At 66.3% G+C, this 17,333-nt stretch carries 15 protein-coding genes, 1 pseudogene and 1 riboswitch; of the genes and pseudogenes, 12 read left to right on the forward strand and 4 right to left on the reverse strand.

The genetic code is table 11. The annotated features are described in order from the left end of the window. The 4 genes and pseudogenes from GPJ75_RS25650 to GPJ75_RS25665 form a co-directional block, all read right to left on the reverse strand. Positions 1 to 290: pseudogene (locus GPJ75_RS25650) on the reverse strand (hypothetical protein); the annotation flags it as partial. A gap of 135 nt (positions 291 to 425) precedes the next feature. Beyond that, complete coding sequence (gene dnaE / locus GPJ75_RS25655) at positions 426 to 3,944, reverse strand: DNA polymerase III subunit alpha (RefSeq protein ID WP_163272780.1); 3,519 nt, start codon at positions 3,942 to 3,944, stop codon at positions 426 to 428. A gap of 93 nt (positions 3,945 to 4,037) precedes the next feature. Continuing rightward, complete coding sequence (locus GPJ75_RS25660; protein ID WP_163272782.1) at positions 4,038 to 4,721, reverse strand: HAD family hydrolase; 684 nt, start codon at positions 4,719 to 4,721, stop codon at positions 4,038 to 4,040. 1 nt (position 4,722) lies between these two features. Further along, the gene (locus GPJ75_RS25665; RefSeq protein ID WP_163272784.1) at positions 4,723 to 6,750 is read right to left on the reverse strand and encodes an acetyl-CoA carboxylase biotin carboxylase subunit; all 2,028 of its coding nucleotides are present in this window, start codon (positions 6,748 to 6,750) and stop codon (positions 4,723 to 4,725) included. Between the two features lie 156 nt (positions 6,751 to 6,906). Between GPJ75_RS25665 and GPJ75_RS25670 the strand changes: the two genes are divergently transcribed. From GPJ75_RS25670 to parE, 12 genes are all read left to right on the forward strand, one after another. Next, positions 6,907 to 7,356, forward strand: coding sequence for a YaiI/YqxD family protein (locus GPJ75_RS25670; RefSeq protein WP_163272786.1), 450 nt, complete (start codon positions 6,907 to 6,909; stop codon positions 7,354 to 7,356). A 239-nt stretch (positions 7,357 to 7,595) separates the two neighbouring features. Continuing rightward, positions 7,596 to 7,943, forward strand: coding sequence for a helix-turn-helix domain-containing protein (locus GPJ75_RS25675; protein WP_425483191.1), 348 nt, complete (start codon positions 7,596 to 7,598; stop codon positions 7,941 to 7,943). A gap of 93 nt (positions 7,944 to 8,036) precedes the next feature. After that, positions 8,037 to 8,270 (forward strand): type II toxin-antitoxin system RelB family antitoxin, encoded by a 234-nt coding sequence (relB, locus tag GPJ75_RS25680; protein WP_163272790.1) that lies wholly within the window; start codon positions 8,037 to 8,039, stop codon positions 8,268 to 8,270. Next, positions 8,254 to 8,616, forward strand: coding sequence for a type II toxin-antitoxin system RelE family toxin (locus GPJ75_RS25685; RefSeq protein WP_343036406.1), 363 nt, complete (start codon positions 8,254 to 8,256; stop codon positions 8,614 to 8,616). The genes relB and GPJ75_RS25685 overlap by 17 nt, the downstream gene beginning before the upstream one ends. A 28-nt stretch (positions 8,617 to 8,644) precedes the next feature. Next, a riboswitch (glycine riboswitch) is annotated at positions 8,645 to 8,733 on the forward strand. 148 nt (positions 8,734 to 8,881) lie between these two features. Then, on the forward strand, positions 8,882 to 9,985 hold the full coding sequence (gcvT, locus tag GPJ75_RS25690) for a glycine cleavage system aminomethyltransferase GcvT (protein WP_163272792.1): 1,104 nt from the start codon (positions 8,882 to 8,884) through the stop codon (positions 9,983 to 9,985). 5 nt (positions 9,986 to 9,990) lie between these two features. Then, the gene (gene gcvH / locus GPJ75_RS25695; RefSeq protein ID WP_163272795.1) at positions 9,991 to 10,359 is read left to right on the forward strand and encodes a glycine cleavage system protein GcvH; all 369 of its coding nucleotides are present in this window, start codon (positions 9,991 to 9,993) and stop codon (positions 10,357 to 10,359) included. Between the two features lie 111 nt (positions 10,360 to 10,470). Then, positions 10,471 to 13,272, forward strand: coding sequence for an aminomethyl-transferring glycine dehydrogenase (gene gcvP, locus GPJ75_RS25700; protein WP_163272797.1), 2,802 nt, complete (start codon positions 10,471 to 10,473; stop codon positions 13,270 to 13,272). 149 nt (positions 13,273 to 13,421) lie between these two features. Further along, positions 13,422 to 13,763 carry a TfoX/Sxy family protein gene (locus GPJ75_RS25705; RefSeq protein ID WP_163272799.1) on the forward strand — a complete coding sequence of 114 codons (342 nt, stop codon included), beginning with the start codon at positions 13,422 to 13,424 and terminating at the stop codon, positions 13,761 to 13,763. A 15-nt stretch (positions 13,764 to 13,778) separates the two neighbouring features. Then, positions 13,779 to 14,456: a DUF2461 domain-containing protein gene (locus GPJ75_RS25710; protein ID WP_163272801.1), complete on the forward strand. Its 678-nt coding sequence runs from the start codon at positions 13,779 to 13,781 to the stop codon at positions 14,454 to 14,456. A gap of 52 nt (positions 14,457 to 14,508) precedes the next feature. Further along, positions 14,509 to 14,790: a toxin-antitoxin system TumE family protein gene (locus tag GPJ75_RS25715; protein WP_163272803.1), complete on the forward strand. Its 282-nt coding sequence runs from the start codon at positions 14,509 to 14,511 to the stop codon at positions 14,788 to 14,790. Beyond that, on the forward strand, positions 14,787 to 15,137 hold the full coding sequence (locus GPJ75_RS25720; RefSeq protein ID WP_163272805.1) for an HVO_A0114 family putative DNA-binding protein: 351 nt from the start codon (positions 14,787 to 14,789) through the stop codon (positions 15,135 to 15,137). The genes GPJ75_RS25715 and GPJ75_RS25720 overlap by 4 nt, the downstream gene beginning before the upstream one ends. A gap of 103 nt (positions 15,138 to 15,240) precedes the next feature. Continuing rightward, entirely contained in the window at positions 15,241 to 17,289 is a 2,049-nt protein-coding gene (gene parE, locus GPJ75_RS25725; RefSeq protein WP_163272807.1) for a DNA topoisomerase IV subunit B, read from the forward strand. The last annotated feature ends 44 nt before the right edge of the window (positions 17,290 to 17,333 follow it).

Raw genomic sequence — 17,333 nt, forward strand, 5'->3', positions numbered from 1 at the left:
AGGCTGCGCAGGAGCGGCGCCGGGCTCACGGGCCTCTGTTTGCGCGGGGGCGGCAGACAGACGGTGAGACCGCGCGCGGCGGCGATGACCAGCCGCCGCGCAGCGGCCTCCGTCGGGCGCAGCAGGCTGAGGATGGCGCGCCAGAGATGGCGGGGCAGGGTCTTTCGAGGCTCGCCCTCGGCCCGCGCCTCAGGATGAGGGCCCACGGCCGGCCCGGCCATGGCCACGAGCGAAGCGACGATGCGCTTCAGCGCCAGGCGATCTTGCTCGATTGCCGCACTCTCGTCCATGGCCTTCTCCTTTCTTCAGGCGGGATTATCGCACGGGTCGGGAGGGGCGTGAATGGAGATAGGAAAACATTCCTGACAATTGCTGACAGGCATGCAACACCCGCCGGGACATTTCCCGCCGCTCCCGCGCCGGTCTCAGACCAGCTCCACGTCCACCACCCCCGGCACGGCGCGCATGGCGGCGGCGAGTTGGGGGGAGATGCGGTAGCGGTCGGGCAGGCCGATCTCGACCTCGCCCTGCCCGCCTTCCTTGATGACGATGAGGCTTACCTGGCCCTCGCCGCGGCCCTTGAGCTGCGAGGAGATGGCACTGAGGGGGGCGGCGTCGCGCAGGTAGACGCGCAGCGCCTTCTGCATGCGGCTTGCCTCTTCTTCCAGCGACTGGACGGTCTGGATGCGCAGGTTCACGCCCTCCGGGCGGTCCTCGGCGGAGACCATGATGACGACCGAACTGCCCGGCTCCAGGAGGTCGCGGTACTGGTGGAGGGTTTCGGAGAAGAGCACGGCCTCGTACTGGCCGGTGGCGTCGGAGAACTGGACGATGCCCATCTTGTTGCCGGTGCGGGTCTTGCGCTCCTGCCTGGTCGTCACCGTGCCGGCGAGGCGGCCGGCGGTGGCGCCGTGCTTGACGGCGGCCTGGAAGGCGGACCAGCTCTGCACCCGCATCTTCTCGAGCGTCGGCAGATAGTCGTCCAGCGGATGGGCGGAGAGATAGCAGCCGACCACCTGGAACTCGCGGTGCAGCTTATCGGCCGGCAGCCAGGGCTCGCAGGCCGGCAGATGAAGCTTCTGCGGCTCCATCGCGGCGAGGCCGAAGATATCCCCCTGCCCCATCGCCGCGTCCTCGGCCGCCCGCGCCGCCATGCCCATCAGACGGTCGACGCCGGCGAACAGCGCGGCGCGGTCGTGGCCGAAACAGTCGAAGGCGCCGGCGCAAATGAGGCTTTCCAGGACGCGCTTGCCGACGATGCGGGGATCGACGCGGGCGCAGAAATCCTCGAGGCTTTCGAAGGGTTTTTCGTTACGCTTCAGGGCGATGTGCTCCACGGCGGCGTCGCCGACGCCCTTGATGGCGGCAAGCGAATAGTAGATGCGGTTCTCGCCCACCTCGAAATCGCGGTAGCTGGTCAAGACCGAGGGAAGCACCACCTCGATGCCGAGGCGCATGGCGTCGCGCCGGAAATCGTTGAGCTTATCGGAGTTGGCCATGTCGTAAGTCATGGACGCGGCCAGGAACTCGACGGGGTAATGCGCCTTCAGAAAGGCCGTCTGGTAGGAGACGATGGCGTAGGCGGCGGCGTGCGACTTGTTGAAGCCGTAGTCGGCGAACTTGGCGAGAAGATCGAAGATGAAATCGGCCTGCGGCTTCTCCAGCCCGCGCTCGACGGCGCCCTCGACGAAGCGCACGCGCTGCTGGTCCATCTCCGAGCGGATCTTCTTGCCCATGGCGCGGCGCAGGAGGTCGGCTTCGCCGAGGGAGTAGCCGGAAAGCTCCTGGGCGATCTGCATCACCTGCTCCTGGTAGACGATGACGCCTTGCGTCTCGGCCACCAGGTGGTCGATCTTCGGGTGGATGGAGGCGGTCTCCTCCTCGCCGTGCTTGCGGGCGTTGTAGGTGGGGATGTTCTCCATCGGGCCGGGGCGATAAAGCGCCACCAGGGCGATGATGTCCTCTATGCGGTCGGGCTTCATGCCGATCAGCGCCTTGCGCATGCCCGCGCTTTCAACCTGGAAGACGCCGACCGTCTCGCCGCGCGACAGCATGGCGTAGGTTTCCGCATCGTCGAGCGGGATCTTCGACAGGTCGATCTCGATGCCGCGGCGGCGGATGAGCTTTACCGCCTTTTCGAGCACCGTGAGCGTCTTCAGGCCGAGGAAGTCGAACTTGACGAGGCCCGCGTCCTCGACCTTCTTCATGTTGAACTGGGTGACCGGCATGTCGGAGCGCGGGTCGCGGTACATGGGCACCAGCTCCCAGAGCGGCCGGTCGCCGATGACGATGCCGGCGGCGTGGGTGGAAGCGTGGCGATAGAGGCCTTCGAGCTTTTGGGCGATCTCGAGCAACTGGCCGACGATCGGCTCCTTCTCCACCTCCTCGGCGAAGCGTGGCTCGTCCTCGATGGCCTTGCCGAGCGGCGTCGGGTTGGCCGGGTTGGAGGGCACCATCTTGCACAGGCGGTCGACCTGGCCGTAGGGCATTTGTAGGACGCGACCGACGTCGCGGAGGACGGCACGGGCCTGCAGCGTTCCGAAGGTGATGATCTGGGCCACCTGGTCGCGGCCGTATTTCTCCTGCACGTAGCGGATCACCTCGTCGCGGCGGTCCTGGCAGAAGTCGATGTCGAAGTCGGGCATCGACACGCGGTCGGGGTTCAGGAAGCGCTCGAAGAGCAGGGAGAAGCGAAGCGGGTCGACGTCGGTGATGGTGAGCGCGTAGGCGACGAGGGAGCCGGCGCCCGAACCGCGGCCGGGGCCGACGGGGATGTCTTGCCCCTTGGCCCACTTGATGAAGTCGGCAACGATGAGGAAGTAGCCGGGATACTTCATGCGCTCGATGATGCCGAGCTCGTGTTCCAGGCGCTCGACATATTCCTCGCGGGCGTGGCCTTCGGCCAGCCCTTGCGTGGCGAGCCGCATCTTAAGGCCTTCGCGCGCCTGGCGGCGCAGCTCGTCGGCCTCCGCCTTCAGCGCGGCCTCTGCATCCTCGGTGTCGCCGCCGGCGAAGCGTGGCAGGATGGGGTCGCGGGTCTTCGGGTAGTAGGAGCAGCGCAGCGCGATCTCGACCGTGTTGTCGACCGCTTCGGGCAGATCGGCGAAGAGCCTTGCCATCTCGGCCTGGCTCTTCAGGTGATTGTCGGGCGTCAAGCGACGGCGGTCGTCCATGGCGATGACGGCGCCCTCGGCAATGGCGATCAGCGCGTCGTGGGCCTCGAAATCGTCGCGCGCGGGGAAGAAGGCCTCGTTGGTGGCGACCAGCGGCAGGTCGTGCCGAAAGGCGAGTTCGACGGTCGCCGCTTCAAGCGCGCGGTCGTAGCCTTCGAGGCGCTCCAACTCGACATAGAGCCGGTCGCCATAGGTCTCCTTCAGGAAGGAAAGGCGCGCCTCGGCCACCTCCGGGCGCTCGGCCTTGAACGCCGCGCCCACCGGGCCGCGCGGGCCGCCGGTGAGGCAGATGATGCCGTCGCTATGCTCGGCAAGCCATGCGGCGGCCACATGGACGGCGGTGCCCGCCTCGTTGTCGAGATAGGCGCGGCTGACGAGGCGGACGAGGTTCGTGTAGCCGGTTTCGTTCGCAGCGATCAGCACCAGCGGCTCGTATTCGGCGACGGCCTTGCGGCCGTTCGCGCGCCGCGCCTCGCTGAGCGCATCCTCGAAGGCGACGGCGAGCTGGCAGCCGACGATCGGCTGCACGCCCTCCTTCACCGCCTTCTGGGCGAACTCCAGGGCGCCGAAGAGGTTGTTGGTGTCGGTGACGGCGATGGCCGGCGCCTCGTCGTAGACGGCATGGCCGATGATCTTGCCCAGCGGCAGGGCGCCTTCGAGCAGCGAATAGGCCGAATGCACGCGCAGATGGATGAACGGACGCGCCGGCCGCCTCTTCTCACGCTCCGCCTCCAGCAGGATCGGGTCGCGCTGTCGCCTGTCGGTTGCCATTTTTTACCGCATTCACGTTGGAGGATTCGCAGGCGGTATTGTTCAGCAACACACCCGCCCGGTAAAGGGCGGCCGTGCCATGCGCACGGGTTTTCACGCCGGAAGCGGCGTAAGGAGGCTGCCTATTGCGCGGGGCAGCTCCCGTGGGTGCGTGACGATCTCGGCGGCGCCGGCGTCCGTCAGCTCGGTGCGTTCGCCGAAGCCCCACAGGACGCCGATCGCCGGGAGGGCGTTGGCCTTTGCGCCGACGATGTCGTGGGAGCGGTCGCCGATCATGACGGTGCGGGTGGGGTCGACCGGCTCGACATCGAGGATGTGGCGGATCAGGTCGGCCTTGTTGGAATTGGTGCCGTCGAGGGCGGAGCCGTGCACGGCGTCGAAGAAGCGGGCGAGATCGAAGTGGGCGAGGATGTCGCCGGTGTAGGTTTCCACCTTGGAGGTGGCGACGGAGAGGAAGAAGCCGGCGTCCACGCAGCGCGCCAGCGCATCGGGAATGCCGGGGATGACCTCGTTCTCGAACTTGCCGACTTCGCCGTAGCGCTGCCGGTAGTGGCCGACGGCCTCCCATACGAGAGCTTCGTCGGCGGTCTCAAGGAGCCTTGCGAAGGTGTCCTGGATGGGCGGGCCGATGCAGGCGCGCAGGTCCTCGGCGGCGGGGGCGGTGCGGCCCATCTTCTCCATCACGTGGCGCAGAGAGCCGGTGATGCCGACGAACGGGTCCGTCAGCGTCCCGTCGAGGTCGAACAGGACCGCCGGGCGTTCTTGTCGGGATTCCATGTCAGGCAAACTCCATGATGACGGCATCGACGGCGAGGCTGTCGCCGGGGGCGGCGTTGACCGAGGCGACGGTGCAGTCGCGCTCGGCGCGCAGCACGTTTTCCATCTTCATCGCCTCGACGACGGCCAGGATCTCCCCCGCCTTCACCTCCTGGCCCTCGCTGACGGCGATGGAGACGACGAGGCCGGGCATCGGGCAAAGAAGCATTTTCGAGGTGTCGGGCGCCTTGCGCACGGGCATCAGACGGTCGAGCTCGGCAATGCGCGGCGGCATGACATGCACTGTGGCCGCCACGCCCTGCCAGGAAAGCCGGACGCCACCCCGCACCGGACGCACCTGGACGGCAACCTCGCGTCCACCGATGCTGCCGCGCCAGATGGGCTCGCCCGGCCGCCAGGAGGAGAGGACATCGAGGATTGCCCCCTCCCCGATACTCACCTTCAGCGCCGTCGGGACGGCGATGGCGCCTTCCGCAATGGCAACGGGCACATAGTCGCCCACACCAAGCCGCACCATCCACTCGCGCCTGGCCTTCTCGGAGTGGGGGCCGGAATGGGGGCGGAAGCGGCCGGGCAGCCGGTCTAGCCGGTCGCGGCGCAGGAGCTCCACCGCCAGCGCGACCGCACACAGGACCGCGCGCTCGTCCTTCGACGGCGGGGGCGGCGCGAAGCCTTGCGGATATTCCTCGGCGATGAAGCCGGTGGAAAGCCGCCCCTCGCGCCAGCGCGGATGGCGCATGATGGCGGCGAGAAACGGGATGTTGTGCTCGATCCCGTCGATCACGAAGCGGTCGAGCGCGTCGGACATGGCGTCGATCGCGGCCAGCCGGTCCGGCGCCCATGTGACGAGCTTGGCGATCATCGGGTCGTAGAACATGGAGATCTCCAGGCCTTCGGCGACGCCCGTGTCGTTGCGCACGACGATATCGCCCCGCCGCTCCCCCTCAGGCGGGCGGTAGCGCGCGAGGCGGCCGATGGAGGGCAGGAAGTTGCGCACCGGGTCTTCCGCGTAGAGCCGGCTTTCGACGGCCCAGCCGTTGAGCTTCACCTCGCCTTGCGCGATACGCAGCTTTTCGCCGGCGGCGATGCGGATCATCTCCTCCACGAGATCGATGCCGGTGACGAGCTCGGTCACCGGATGCTCGACCTGGAGGCGCGTGTTCATCTCCAGGAAGTAGAAATTGCGGTCCTTGTCGACGATGAACTCGACGGTGCCGGCGCCCTGGTAGTCGACGGCCTTCGCCAACGCCACGGCCTCGGCGCCCATCGCCTGGCGCGTCTCCTCGTCGAGAAAGGGCGACGGCGCCTCCTCGATGATCTTCTGGTTGCGCCGCTGGATGGAGCACTCGCGCTCGCCGAGATGGATTGAGTGGCCGAACGCATCGCCCAGGACCTGGATCTCGATGTGGCGCGGCTCCTCGATGAATTTTTCGATGAAGATGCGGTCGTCGCCGAAGGAGCTTGCGGCTTCCGACCTGGCGCGCGCGAAGCCGTCGCGCGCTTCCTGCTCGTTAAAGGCGATGCGCATGCCCTTGCCGCCGCCGCCGGCAGACGCCTTGAGCATCACCGGGTAGCCGACGCCGGCGGCGATCTTCGCCGCGTGGTCGGCGTCCTCGATCAGCCCCATGAAGCCGGGGACCGTGGAGACGCCGGCCTCCGCGGCTATTTTCTTGGATGTGATCTTGTCGCCCATGGCGCGGATCGCCTTGGGCTTCGGGCCGATGAAGACGAACCCCGCCGCCTCCAGCGTCTCGCAGAAATCGGCGTTCTCCGACAGGAAGCCGTAGCCCGGATGCACGGCTTCGGCCCCCGTCTCACAGCAGGCGGCGAGAATGCGCTCGGTGGAGAGATAGCTTTGGCTGGCCGCCGCCGGGCCGATGGCCACCGCCTCGTCCGCCATCTCCACGTGCACCGCGTCGGCATCTGCCTCCGAATAGACGGCAACGGTGGCGAGGCCCATCCTTTGCGCCGTCCTCATGACGCGGCAGGCGATCTCCCCCCGGTTGGCGATCAGTATCTTCTTGAACATGCGGACGTTTCCCCCGGCAATCTTTTCCTTGTATGAGGTTGTGCGGGAGGGCTCAAGGCATGGCTCGCCGAAGCCTGTGGGCCGTGGCGCGGCTTGCGCGGCTGTGCGATTCCTGAAAAACGTTCGGCCAAGCGTGGTGTTCTTTTGAGGTCGGGATTGCCTGCAATCTATGTCGATGCCGATGCCTGCCCGGTGAAGGCGGAGGTGGCGCGTGTGGCGGAGCGGCACGGCGTTGCCGTGGTCTTCGTCTCCAATGGCGGCCTGCGCCCCTCGCGCGACCCCATGGTCCGCCACGTGGTGGTGCCGGGCAAGGCCGACGCGGCGGACGACTGGATCACTGAGAACGCCGCCGCCGGCGATATCGGGATCACCGCCGATGTGCCGCTGGCCGCCCGGCTGGTGGAGAAGGGCCTGCAGGTGCTCGGACCGACGGGCCGCGCCTTCACGCGGCAGACCATCGGCATGGACGTTGCCATGCGCAACCTGAAGCAGGATCTGCGCGAGGCGGGCGAGATCAAAGGCTATAATGCCGGCTTCACGGCAAGGGACCGCTCGGCCTTCCTGCAGGCGCTGGATCTGGCCGTGCGGCGGGCGCTGAAACGTTGAGCACCGGCGTGATTGTCGTGCATCTGACTTCAGGATCTAGGCGCATATTGTTGATATAAATCGCCTTTTTATGTTCGCGGAAGAATTTGCCGCGCCCGGTTGTTATCGCCGGCTGCCTCCTTCATGCTTGAAGCCTCCTCGCCCGCATCCCCTGCGGCATGATCCAGTTCACAAATAGGAGGACCGTCCCGGTGTCCGACACCGCACATATCTATTCCGATACCCGCGACCTCGACACGATGGGTGGGCGCCTGTCGCGCGCTCGCGATGCCGCCGGCCTCACGGTGGCCGAACTCGCCCGCCGCCTCGGCGTGAAGACGTCGACCATCCAGGCGTGGGAGACCGACCGTTCGCAACCGCGCGCCAACCGGCTGGCCATGCTGGCGGGCGTCCTCAATGTCAGCCTCTCCTGGCTCCTGCACGGCATCGGCACCTCGCCTGCGGACGAGAGCCGGTCGGAGCTGGTGCAGGCGGTTGCCGCGAATCTCAAGCGCCTGCGCCGCCTGCATGCCGAATCGGCCCGCGTCATCACGCAGATCGAGGAAGACCTGACGCGGGCTTTGTCCGGCCCAGCGGCCGAGAAATGACATGGTGTTTCGCCGGAAACCGCTGAATGCATTGGATTCCGGGGCCGAAAGCACTTATATGGGATACACGCATCCCCAGCCAACGCGGCGACGATGAGCAAGCAGACAGCGGTCAGGCTTCCCGACGAAACCTATGAACGGTTGCGGGCGCTTTCGGAAAGAACGGGCCGCACGGCGGCCTACTACATACGCGAGGCCATCGAGCAGCATATAGAGGATATGGAAGATATCTATCTGGCCGAGCAGGCGCTGGAGCGCCTGAGACGCGGTGAAAGCCGAACCTACACGCTCGAGGAAGTGGAGCGTGAGCTTGGCTTGGACGATTGAGGTCGATGACGCGGCACTGAGACAACTCAAGAAGCTAGGGCGGGCCGAGGCAAGGCGCATACACAATTTCCTGCGTGACCGGATCGGTAAACTCGATGACCCGCGGCAACTAGGGCGTCCCATGCAGGGCTCCAAGTTCGGTAGTTTCTGGCGCTATCACGTGGGTGATTACCGGATCATCTGCGATATCCAGATCATCGGCTCGTGGTGCTCGTCCTGCAGATCGGGCATCGCCGGGATGTTTATCGGTAGAATCTGTTCGCAGCCGGGCGAGAGAGTTCTGTTCTGCACAGCTATGCTGACGCCGCCGATCCCAGCACGTGACAAGGCGCCACGCTTGCGCTAGGTATAGCGTCGTCGAGGGCCAATGGCCCTGCCAGTCTGCGGGAGAGAGCAGCGCGTTGCTGCCGCCGAAGGGGAAATCGCCCGAAATCTCTCAGGCATAAAGAACCGTAGACGGGTCAGACACTCTGGAAAGTCGGGGCATATGCGCCCCGCGCCGAAGGTGTAAGCGTTGCCGACAGAGTTCCGGCCGCGCGAGTCTCTCAGGCTTCCGACAGAGGGGCACGGACATGCCGCGCGAGCGGCATGCGTGCAGCTTTGGAGGAACGATGAGCGCCGGCGATACCCAGAAGCACCTGCCGCTTGAAGCGATGCATGAAGAAGCCGGAGCGCGCTTCGGCGCCTTTGCCGGCTGGCATATGCCGCTCACCTATCCCACGGGCGTGATGAAGGAGCACCTTCACACGCGGGAGAAGGCGGGGCTGTTCGACATCTCGCACATGCAGCTTTTTGCGGTCGAGGGCGCCGAGGCGGCCGCCTTCCTGTCGCGTGCCTGCCCGCTGGATGCGGCGGGGCTTGGCGAGGGCAAGTCGAAATACACGGTGCTCCTCAACGAGGAGGCCGGCATCATCGACGACCTGATCGTCACCCGCCTTGACGCCGAGCGCTTCATGGTGGTGGCGAACGCCGGCAACGCGGCGAAGGACGAAGCGCATCTCAACGCGGTTGCCGAGGGTTTCGATGTGACGGTGACGCCGCTCGAGCGTGTGTTCCTGGCGCTGCAGGGGCCCGAGGCGGAGGGCGTTCTCATCGGTGCGGGGCTGGATTTGAGCGACCTCACCTTCATGACCGCCGCCGAGCCGCGCCAGGACTGGTTCGCCACCCGTTCGGGCTATACGGGCGAGGACGGGTTCGAGATCGCGCTGCCGCTCGGGGAGGCGCAGGCCTTTGCCGAAAAGATCCTCGCCGACGAGCGCGCCCAATGGATCGGCCTTGCGGCGCGCGACAGCCTGCGGCTGGAAGCCGGGCTCTGCCTTCACGGACAGGACATCGACGAGACGACAGACCCGGCGAGCGCGGCGATCCTGTGGGCGATCCCGAAGCGCCTGCGCGAGGAAGGCGGCTTTATCGGCGCCGACGCCCTGCGCCGCATCATCGCCGAGGGCGCGAAGGAAAGGCGCGTCGGGCTGAAGCCCGAGGGGCGCCAACCCGTACGCTCCGGCGTGCCGCTTATGAACGAGGAAGGGAGAACTGTCGGCCGCGTGACGTCCGGCGGTTTCGGCCCCTCGGCCGGCCATCCCGTCGCCATGGGCTATGTGGCAACGGCCCTCACCGATGCCGGGACACCGCTTCTTGCCGAGGTGCGCGGAAACCGCGTGCCTGTTCACGTCCATCCCCTGCCCTTCACGCCGCATCGCTACCGCAAAGGATAACAGGTATGAGCAAGACCTATTTCACCGAAGACCACGAATGGATCCGCGTCGAGGGCGGCACGGCCACGGTCGGCATCACGCCTTACGCACAGGAGCAGCTTGGCGACCTGGTGTTCGTGGAACTGCCGGAGGCGGGCAAGGCGCTTGCCAAGGGCGAGACGGCGGTGGTGGTCGAATCGGTGAAGGCCGCTTCGGACGTCTACGCGCCCGCCGATGGCGAGGTGGCGGAGGTCAACGAGGCGCTTTCCAGCGATCCCTCCCTCGTCAACACCGCGCCGATGGGCGACGGCTGGCTGTGGAAGATGACGCTTTCCGACGAAAGCCAGCTCGACGGCCTGATGGACGAGGCCGCCTACAAGAAAAGCGTGGCCTAGAGCGATGAGGGTGATTCAAGAGCCACGATCACCGCTCTATCCTTTTGTTTTTGCGCTCGATTTTTCCGAAAACCGGTTCCCACTTTTCGGATCTCGCTCTTAGGAACATATATGTCCGAGATGATACAACCTTTCTTTGCCCGCCACATCGGCCCGCGCGAGGACGAGACGAAGTCCATGCTGGCCGCCCTCGGCGTGCCTTCCGTGGCGACACTGATTGCCCAGGCGGTGCCGAAGTCGATCCGCCTCGACCGGCCGCTCGCCCTGCCGGGTGCGGCGAGCGAGGCCGAGGCGCTGGCCGAGCTTTCCGCGCATATGCGCGAGAACAGGGTGCTGAAGAGCTTCATCGGCACCGGCTATCACGGCTGTCACGTGCCGCCCGTCATCCAGCGCAACATGTTCGAGAACCCCGCCTGGTATACCGCCTACACGCCCTACCAGTCGGAGATCAGCCAGGGGCGGCTGGAGATGCTGTTCCACTTCCAGACGCTGGTGACGGAGCTGACGGGCCTGCCGGTCGCCTCGGCTTCGCTGCTCGACGAGGCTTCCGCCGTGGCCGAGGCCGTCGGCATCGCCTGGCGCCACCACCGCGGCAAGCGCAACAAGGTCTCGATCGCCGGGGCGCTCAACCCGCAGACCCGCGACGTGGTGGAAACCCGAGCCGAGCCGCTCGGCCTTGAGATCGGCAACGGCACGGTGGACGAGGAAACCTCAGCGCTGATCGTGCCGTGGGCGGACACCTACGGCGTCTATGAGGACCATTCGGCCATCATCGCCGAGGCCAGGGAGAAGGACGTCATCGTCGTCTTCGTCGCCGATCCGCTGGGCCTCGTCATGAGCGATACGCCGGCGGCACTCGGTGCCGAGATCGCCGTCGGCTCCATGCAGCGCTTCGGCGTTCCGATGGGTTTCGGCGGGCCGCACGCGGCCTATTGCGCCGTCTCCGACCGGCTGACGCGGCTGATGCCGGGGCGGTTGGTCGGCCAGTCGACGGACGCCCACGGGCGCCCCGGCTACCGGCTGGCCCTGCAGACGCGTGAGCAGCACATCCGCCGCGACAAGGCGACCTCCAACATCTGCACCGCGCAGGCGCTTCTCGCCAACATGGCGGCGGCCTATGCCATCTGGCATGGACCGGAGGGGCTGAAGGCGGTGGCAGGGCATGTCCACGGCCTGGCTTCGCGGCTTCATGCCGGGCTCAAAGCATCCGACGTAATGGTTTCAGGTGAAAGGGTTTTCGACACCGTAACGGTTACCGCAAAGGGCAAGGCCGAGGCGATCGCGGCGGAGGCGGAGAAAGGCGGCCGGCTGCTGCGGGTGATCGACGCGGACCGGCTGGGCATCACCTTCGACGAGACCTCGACCGAGGCCGATCTCAAGGCGGTTGCCGCGCTCTTCGGCGCGTCCGTAGCAGATAAGGCGGAGGCCATCGCGCCTGCCGCGCCGCGCGGCAAGACGTTTCTCACGCAGCCGGTTTTCCACGAGAACCGCTCGGAAACGCAGATGATGCGCTTCCTGCGGCGGCTGGCCGACAAGGACCTGGCGCTCGACCGGGCGATGATCCCGCTCGGCTCCTGCACCATGAAGCTGAACGCGGCCGCCGAGATGATGCCGGTGAGCTGGCCGGAGGTGGCGGGGCTGCACCCCTTTGCGCCCGAGAGCCTTACCGCGGGCTACCGGCGCATGATCGGGGAACTGGAAGGCTGGCTTGGCGAGATCACCGGCTTCGACGCCGTCTCGCTGCAGCCCAACGCCGGCAGCCAGGGCGAATATGCCGGGCTCCTGGCCATCCGCCGCTACCATGGCGAACGGGGCGAAGGGGGGCGCGACGTCTGCCTCATCCCCTCCTCCGCCCATGGCACCAACCCGGCTTCCGCCTCGATGGCCGGCATGCGGGTCGTCGTCGTGCGCTGCACGGAGAACGGCGACATCGACGTGGAGGATCTGAAGGCCAAGGCGCAAGAGCACGCCGAAAAGCTGGCCGCGCTGATGATCACCTACCCCTCCACCCATGGCGTGTTCGAGGAAGGCGTGCGCGACATGTGTGCGCTGGTCCATGAGCATGGCGGGCAGGTCTATCTCGACGGGGCCAACCTCAACGCGCTGGTGGGCCTTGCAAGGCCGGGGGATCTGGGTGCCGACGTCTGCCACATGAACCTGCACAAGACCTTCTGCATCCCGCACGGCGGCGGCGGCCCGGGCATCGGCCCCATCGGCGTGAAGGCGCATCTGCGGCCCTACCTGCCGGGGCACGCGGCGCTGGGCACCGGAAACGCGGTGGCGGCCGCGCCCTTCGGCAGCGCCTCGATCCTGCCGATCACCTGGATGTATATCCGCATGATGGGCGCCGACGGGCTGAAGCGGGCGACGGATATGGCGATCCTTGCCGCCAACTACGTGGCAGAGCGGCTGAAGGCGCACTACCCCGTGCTCTACAAGGGCCGCAACGGCCGCGTGGCGCATGAATGCATCCTCGATACGCGCGTCCTGAAGGAGCGCGCCGGCATCACGGTCGAGGATATCGCCAAGCGCCTCATCGATTACGGCTTCCACGCGCCCACCATGTCGTGGCCGGTGGCAGGCACGCTGATGGTGGAGCCGACGGAATCGGAACCCAAGAGCGAGCTCGACCGCTTCTGCGAGGCGATGATCGCCATCGCCAGGGAAGCGGCCCGCGTGGAAAAGGGCGAATGGCCGAAGGAGGACAACCCGCTCGTCAACGCCCCGCACACGGCAAGGGAATTGATGGCGGATCGCTGGACGCATCCCTATTCGCGCGCGGAAGCCGCGTTCCCCTCGGGCGGCATGGACGCAGCGTCCAAGTACTGGCCGCCCGTCAGCCGTGTCGACAACGTGGCCGGCGACCGCAACCTGGTGTGCGCCTGCCCGCCCATGGAGGCGCTGGCGAGCTGAGGCCTTTCGCGTCAGGAGAAATGGCAGGAGCCTGCAGCAGCCGTCTATGCAGGTCACGGCCGGCCATGGCACGATGGCTGGCCGGGCGCATCCCGTTGACGGCGTTTCGAATATGGCGCCCGATCCGCTTTTTAGAAGGAGTGGGTCCCATGGCCTATGACGAACAGCTTGCCGCCCGCATGCGCGGCGCGTTGGAAGGCCTGCAAGGGCTCTCGGAAAAACGCATGATGGGCGGCATCTGCTTCATGCTCGACGGCAACATGATCGGCGGTGCCGACCACACCAAGGCGGGCGAAGGCCGCTTCATGTTTCGCGTCGGCAAGGACAACCAGGCGACCGCCCTTGCCCGCCCCGGCGCGCAGCCGATGGAGATGGGCGGAAAGCGCATGAGCGGCTTCATCTTCGTCGACGCGGAGGCTTGCGACGATTATGCGCTGAAGGCGTGGGTTTCGCTGGCGCTCGGTTTCGTCGGCACCCTGCCGGCGAAGTAAGGCGGGGGCGTGGAGATGGATGGAGGTGGATTCTCGCATTTTCCGGGAGAGGCGCTGGATTTCCTGACCGCCTTGCGCGCCAACAACGATCGTGACTGGTTTGCCGAGAACAAGGCCGTCTACGAGCGCGCGGTGAAGGCTCCCGCCGAGGACTTCTGCCGTGCCGTGACCGGACGGCTGGAGGAGATGACCGGACTGCCGCACCGCCCGAAGATCTTCCGTATCCACAGGGACGTGCGCTTCTCCAGGGACAAAACGCCCTACAACGCGCATTTGCACATCTCCTTCACGGCTGAAACAGGCAGTACATCGCAGCCCGGATGGTATTTCGGCCTGGAGCCGGAGCGGCTGACGGCGGGAACCGGCGTGTTCGAGCTTCACAAAGGCGACCTCGACGCCTTTCGCGCCCGCGTGGCGGGAAAGGACGGGGAGAGGCTTGCGCGGTTGATCGGGAATCTGCCGGCCGACGTCCGGGTCAGCAAGCCGGAGTTGAAACGCGTGCCGCAGCCCTATGCCGCCGACCATCCTCGCGCGGATCTCCTGCGCCGCAAATCGCTGACCGGCTGGATGGACTTCGCCAACCCACGCGAGGCCTGCGAAAACGGTTTTATGGACCGCTGCTTCGACGCTTTCGTCCGTCTGAGGCCGCTTTTCGACTGGTTGAGTGCCGCTGCGCGTCAGCCTGGCCGGTGAAGGAATGATGTAGCGATTTACATCACTTCCCGGTGATGGTATTCATTCCATCATGCGCGCGAAACCCGTGGTCAACCGTCGCCTTGTGATGTCGGATGCATCCTTCATCGAGATGGTTGCATGGAAGGTGCCCACACCGTTGAGAGGCAGCCGGCACGATTACAAGTACCGCTTTGCTTACGTTGTGGAGGGCGCCTGCATCCTCCGCTACGATAATGAGGCCGGCAAGGGAGATCACAGGCATATCGGCGCGCAGGAACTTCCCTACACTTTCACTAGCTTCGACAGGTTGGTGAAAGATTTTCTGGACGATGTGGAGAGACTGAAGACATGAACACATTGACCGTCCGCATCGAAAGCTTGGAGTCCACCGCGGCGGCGGTTGCCCGCGCCATGCAGAGCGGTAAGGCCGAACCTTCGGCAGGCCTCAGCTTCACGAGCTATGAAACTCTTCACCGCGTGCTTGCGCCGAAGCGCCTCGAGATCGTGCGCGCCATGGCCGGCAAGGGGGTACTCACCCATCGCGCGGTCGCCCGCCTGGTGCGGCGGGATTTCAAGGCGGTGCATACCGACCTCACCGCCCTGATCCAAGCCGGCATCGTCGAGCGCGTTGAAGACGGCGTCGTCTTCCCCTATGACACGATCCATGTCGAGTTCGACATTCACGCGCATGCGGCCTGATCGGCCCTCCTCTTATCGAACGGAACCGGAACGGCCTTCGCTTCGCCATGAAATCCGTGGCAAGATCGGCGGTGATTCGCTGGGTCAGGAAAGTACATACCGAATGGACGATACCAACGATCTTTTTGCCGGGCTCACCTCGAACGCCGAACGCGTGAAGCAGCCGGAAGCGCCGGCGGCGGCGCAACGCAGGGCGCCGCGCGCGGCCGCGCCGCGGGACACCGGCGAAGGCTACAACGCGGCCGATATCGAGGTTCTGGAGGGGCTGGAGCCGGTGCGCAGGCGGCCGGGCATGTATATCGGCGGCACGGACGACAAGGCGCTGCATCACCTCTTCGCCGAGGTCATCGACAACTCCATGGACGAGGCGGTGGCCGGCCACGCCACTTTCATCGAGGTGGAGGTGGGCGCCGACGGCTTCCTCACCGTCACCGATAACGGCCGCGGCATCCCCGTCGACCCGCATCCGAAGTTCAAGGACAAGTCGGCGCTCGAAGTCATCATGACGACGCTGCATGCCGGCGGCAAATTCGATTCCAAGGTCTACGAGACCTCGGGCGGCCTGCACGGCGTCGGCGTATCGGTGGTCAACGCGCTCTCCGAGACGCTGGAGGTGGAGGTGGCGCGAGGCCGCAAGCTTTATCGCCAGCGCTTTTCGCGCGGGGCACCGCTAGGCAAGCTGGAGGCGCTTGGAGAGGCGCCCAACCGGCGTGGCACACGCGTGCGCTTCAAGCCGGACGAGCAGATTTTCGGGGCCGGCGCGAAGTTCCAGCCCGCCCGTCTCTACCGCATGGCCCGCTCCAAGGCCTATCTCTTCGGCGGCGTGGAAATCCGCTGGGTCTGCGCCCCTTCCCTGCTGGGCGAGAAGGACGAGACACCGGAAAAGGCCAGCTTCCACTTCCCCGGCGGGCTCAAGGACTTTCTTGCCGCCTCGCTCGACGGCGAGTTCCAGGTCACGCGCGAAGCCTTTTCCGGACGCAGCGAGAAGCGGGGCGGGCATGGGGCGGTGGAATGGGCCGTCACCTGGTATGGGGGCGACGCCTTCCTGAACTCCTACTGCAACACCATTCCGACGCCCGAGGGCGGCACGCACGAACTGGGCTTCCGCTCCGCTCTCCTGAAGGGCCTGCGCGGCTATGCCGAGCTCACCGGCAACAAGCGCGCTTCGATCGTCACCGCCGAGGACGTGATGATCTCGGCCGCCGGCATGCTGTCGGTCTTCGTGCGCGAGCCGGAATTCGTCGGCCAGACCAAGGACAAGCTGGCCACGGCCGCCGCCATGCGCATGGTCGAGAACGCGGTGCGCGACCCCTTCGACCATTGGCTGGCCGACAACCCGCAGGAAGCCTCCAAGCTGCTCGACTGGGTGATCGCGCGGGCCGACGAGCGCCTCAAGCGCCGGCAGGAGCGCGAGGTGAGCCGCAAGAGCGCGGTGCGCAAGCTGCGCCTGCCCGGCAAGCTCGCCGATTGCACGGTGGGCGCGGCAGCGGGCGCCGAGATCTTCATCGTCGAGGGCGATTCGGCCGGCGGGTCGGCCAAGCAGGCGCGCAACCGTGCCACCCAGGCCGTGCTGCCGCTGCGCGGCAAGATCCTGAACGTGGCCAGCGCCGGCCATGGCAAGCTTGCCGCCAACCAGCAGATTTCCGACCTCATCCAGGCGCTCGGCTGCGGCACGCGCTCGAAATACCGCGAGGACGACCTGCGCTACGAGCGCGTCATCATCATGACCGACGCGGACGTCGACGGCGCCCACATCGCCTCGCTTCTGATCACCTTCTTCTATCAGGAGATGCCCCAGCTCATCGAGGGGGGGCACCTGTTCCTGGCCGTGCCGCCGCTCTACAAGATCAGCCAGGGCGGCAAGACCATGTATGCACGCGACGACGCGCACAAGGAGGAGCTGCTGCGCGAAGAGTTCACCGGCCGCGGCAAGGTGGAGATCGGCCGCTTCAAGGGGCTGGGCGAGATGATGCCGAAGCAGCTCAAGGACACCACCATGGACCCCGCCTTGCGCATGCTGCTGCGCATCGACGTGCTGGACAGCGTGGAGGCGACGAAGATGGCCATCGACGCGCTGATGGGAACGAAGCCCGAGGCACGCTTCCGCTTTATCCAGGATAACGCGGAGTTCGTGGAAGAGCTGGATATTTAGGGTTCTGTTTTCAGGCCTAAAACGGAAATGCGGGCACCCATTTC

Source organism: Chelativorans alearensis (assembly GCF_010993735.1).
Taxonomy (GTDB): Bacteria; Pseudomonadota; Alphaproteobacteria; order Rhizobiales; family Rhizobiaceae; genus Chelativorans; species Chelativorans alearense.

Coding starts and splice junctions, on each gene's coding strand:
- dnaE (WP_163272780.1), bottom strand. CDS start 3,944: ATGGCAACCGACAGGCGACAGCGCGACCCGATCCTGCTGGAGGCGGAG.
- GPJ75_RS25660 (WP_163272782.1), bottom strand. CDS start 4,721: ATGGAATCCCGACAAGAACGCCCGGCGGTCCTGTTCGACCTCGACGGG.
- GPJ75_RS25665 (WP_163272784.1), bottom strand. CDS start 6,750: ATGTTCAAGAAGATACTGATCGCCAACCGGGGGGAGATCGCCTGCCGC.
- GPJ75_RS25675 (WP_425483191.1), top strand. CDS start 7,596: ATGGGTGGGCGCCTGTCGCGCGCTCGCGATGCCGCCGGCCTCACGGTG.
- relB (WP_163272790.1), top strand. CDS start 8,037: ATGAGCAAGCAGACAGCGGTCAGGCTTCCCGACGAAACCTATGAACGG.
- gcvT (WP_163272792.1), top strand. CDS start 8,882: ATGAGCGCCGGCGATACCCAGAAGCACCTGCCGCTTGAAGCGATGCAT.
- gcvH (WP_163272795.1), top strand. CDS start 9,991: ATGAGCAAGACCTATTTCACCGAAGACCACGAATGGATCCGCGTCGAG.
- gcvP (WP_163272797.1), top strand. CDS start 10,471: ATGTCCGAGATGATACAACCTTTCTTTGCCCGCCACATCGGCCCGCGC.
- GPJ75_RS25705 (WP_163272799.1), top strand. CDS start 13,422: ATGGCCTATGACGAACAGCTTGCCGCCCGCATGCGCGGCGCGTTGGAA.
- GPJ75_RS25710 (WP_163272801.1), top strand. CDS start 13,779: ATGGATGGAGGTGGATTCTCGCATTTTCCGGGAGAGGCGCTGGATTTC.
- GPJ75_RS25715 (WP_163272803.1), top strand. CDS start 14,509: ATGCGCGCGAAACCCGTGGTCAACCGTCGCCTTGTGATGTCGGATGCA.
- GPJ75_RS25720 (WP_163272805.1), top strand. CDS start 14,787: ATGAACACATTGACCGTCCGCATCGAAAGCTTGGAGTCCACCGCGGCG.
- parE (WP_163272807.1), top strand. CDS start 15,241: ATGGACGATACCAACGATCTTTTTGCCGGGCTCACCTCGAACGCCGAA.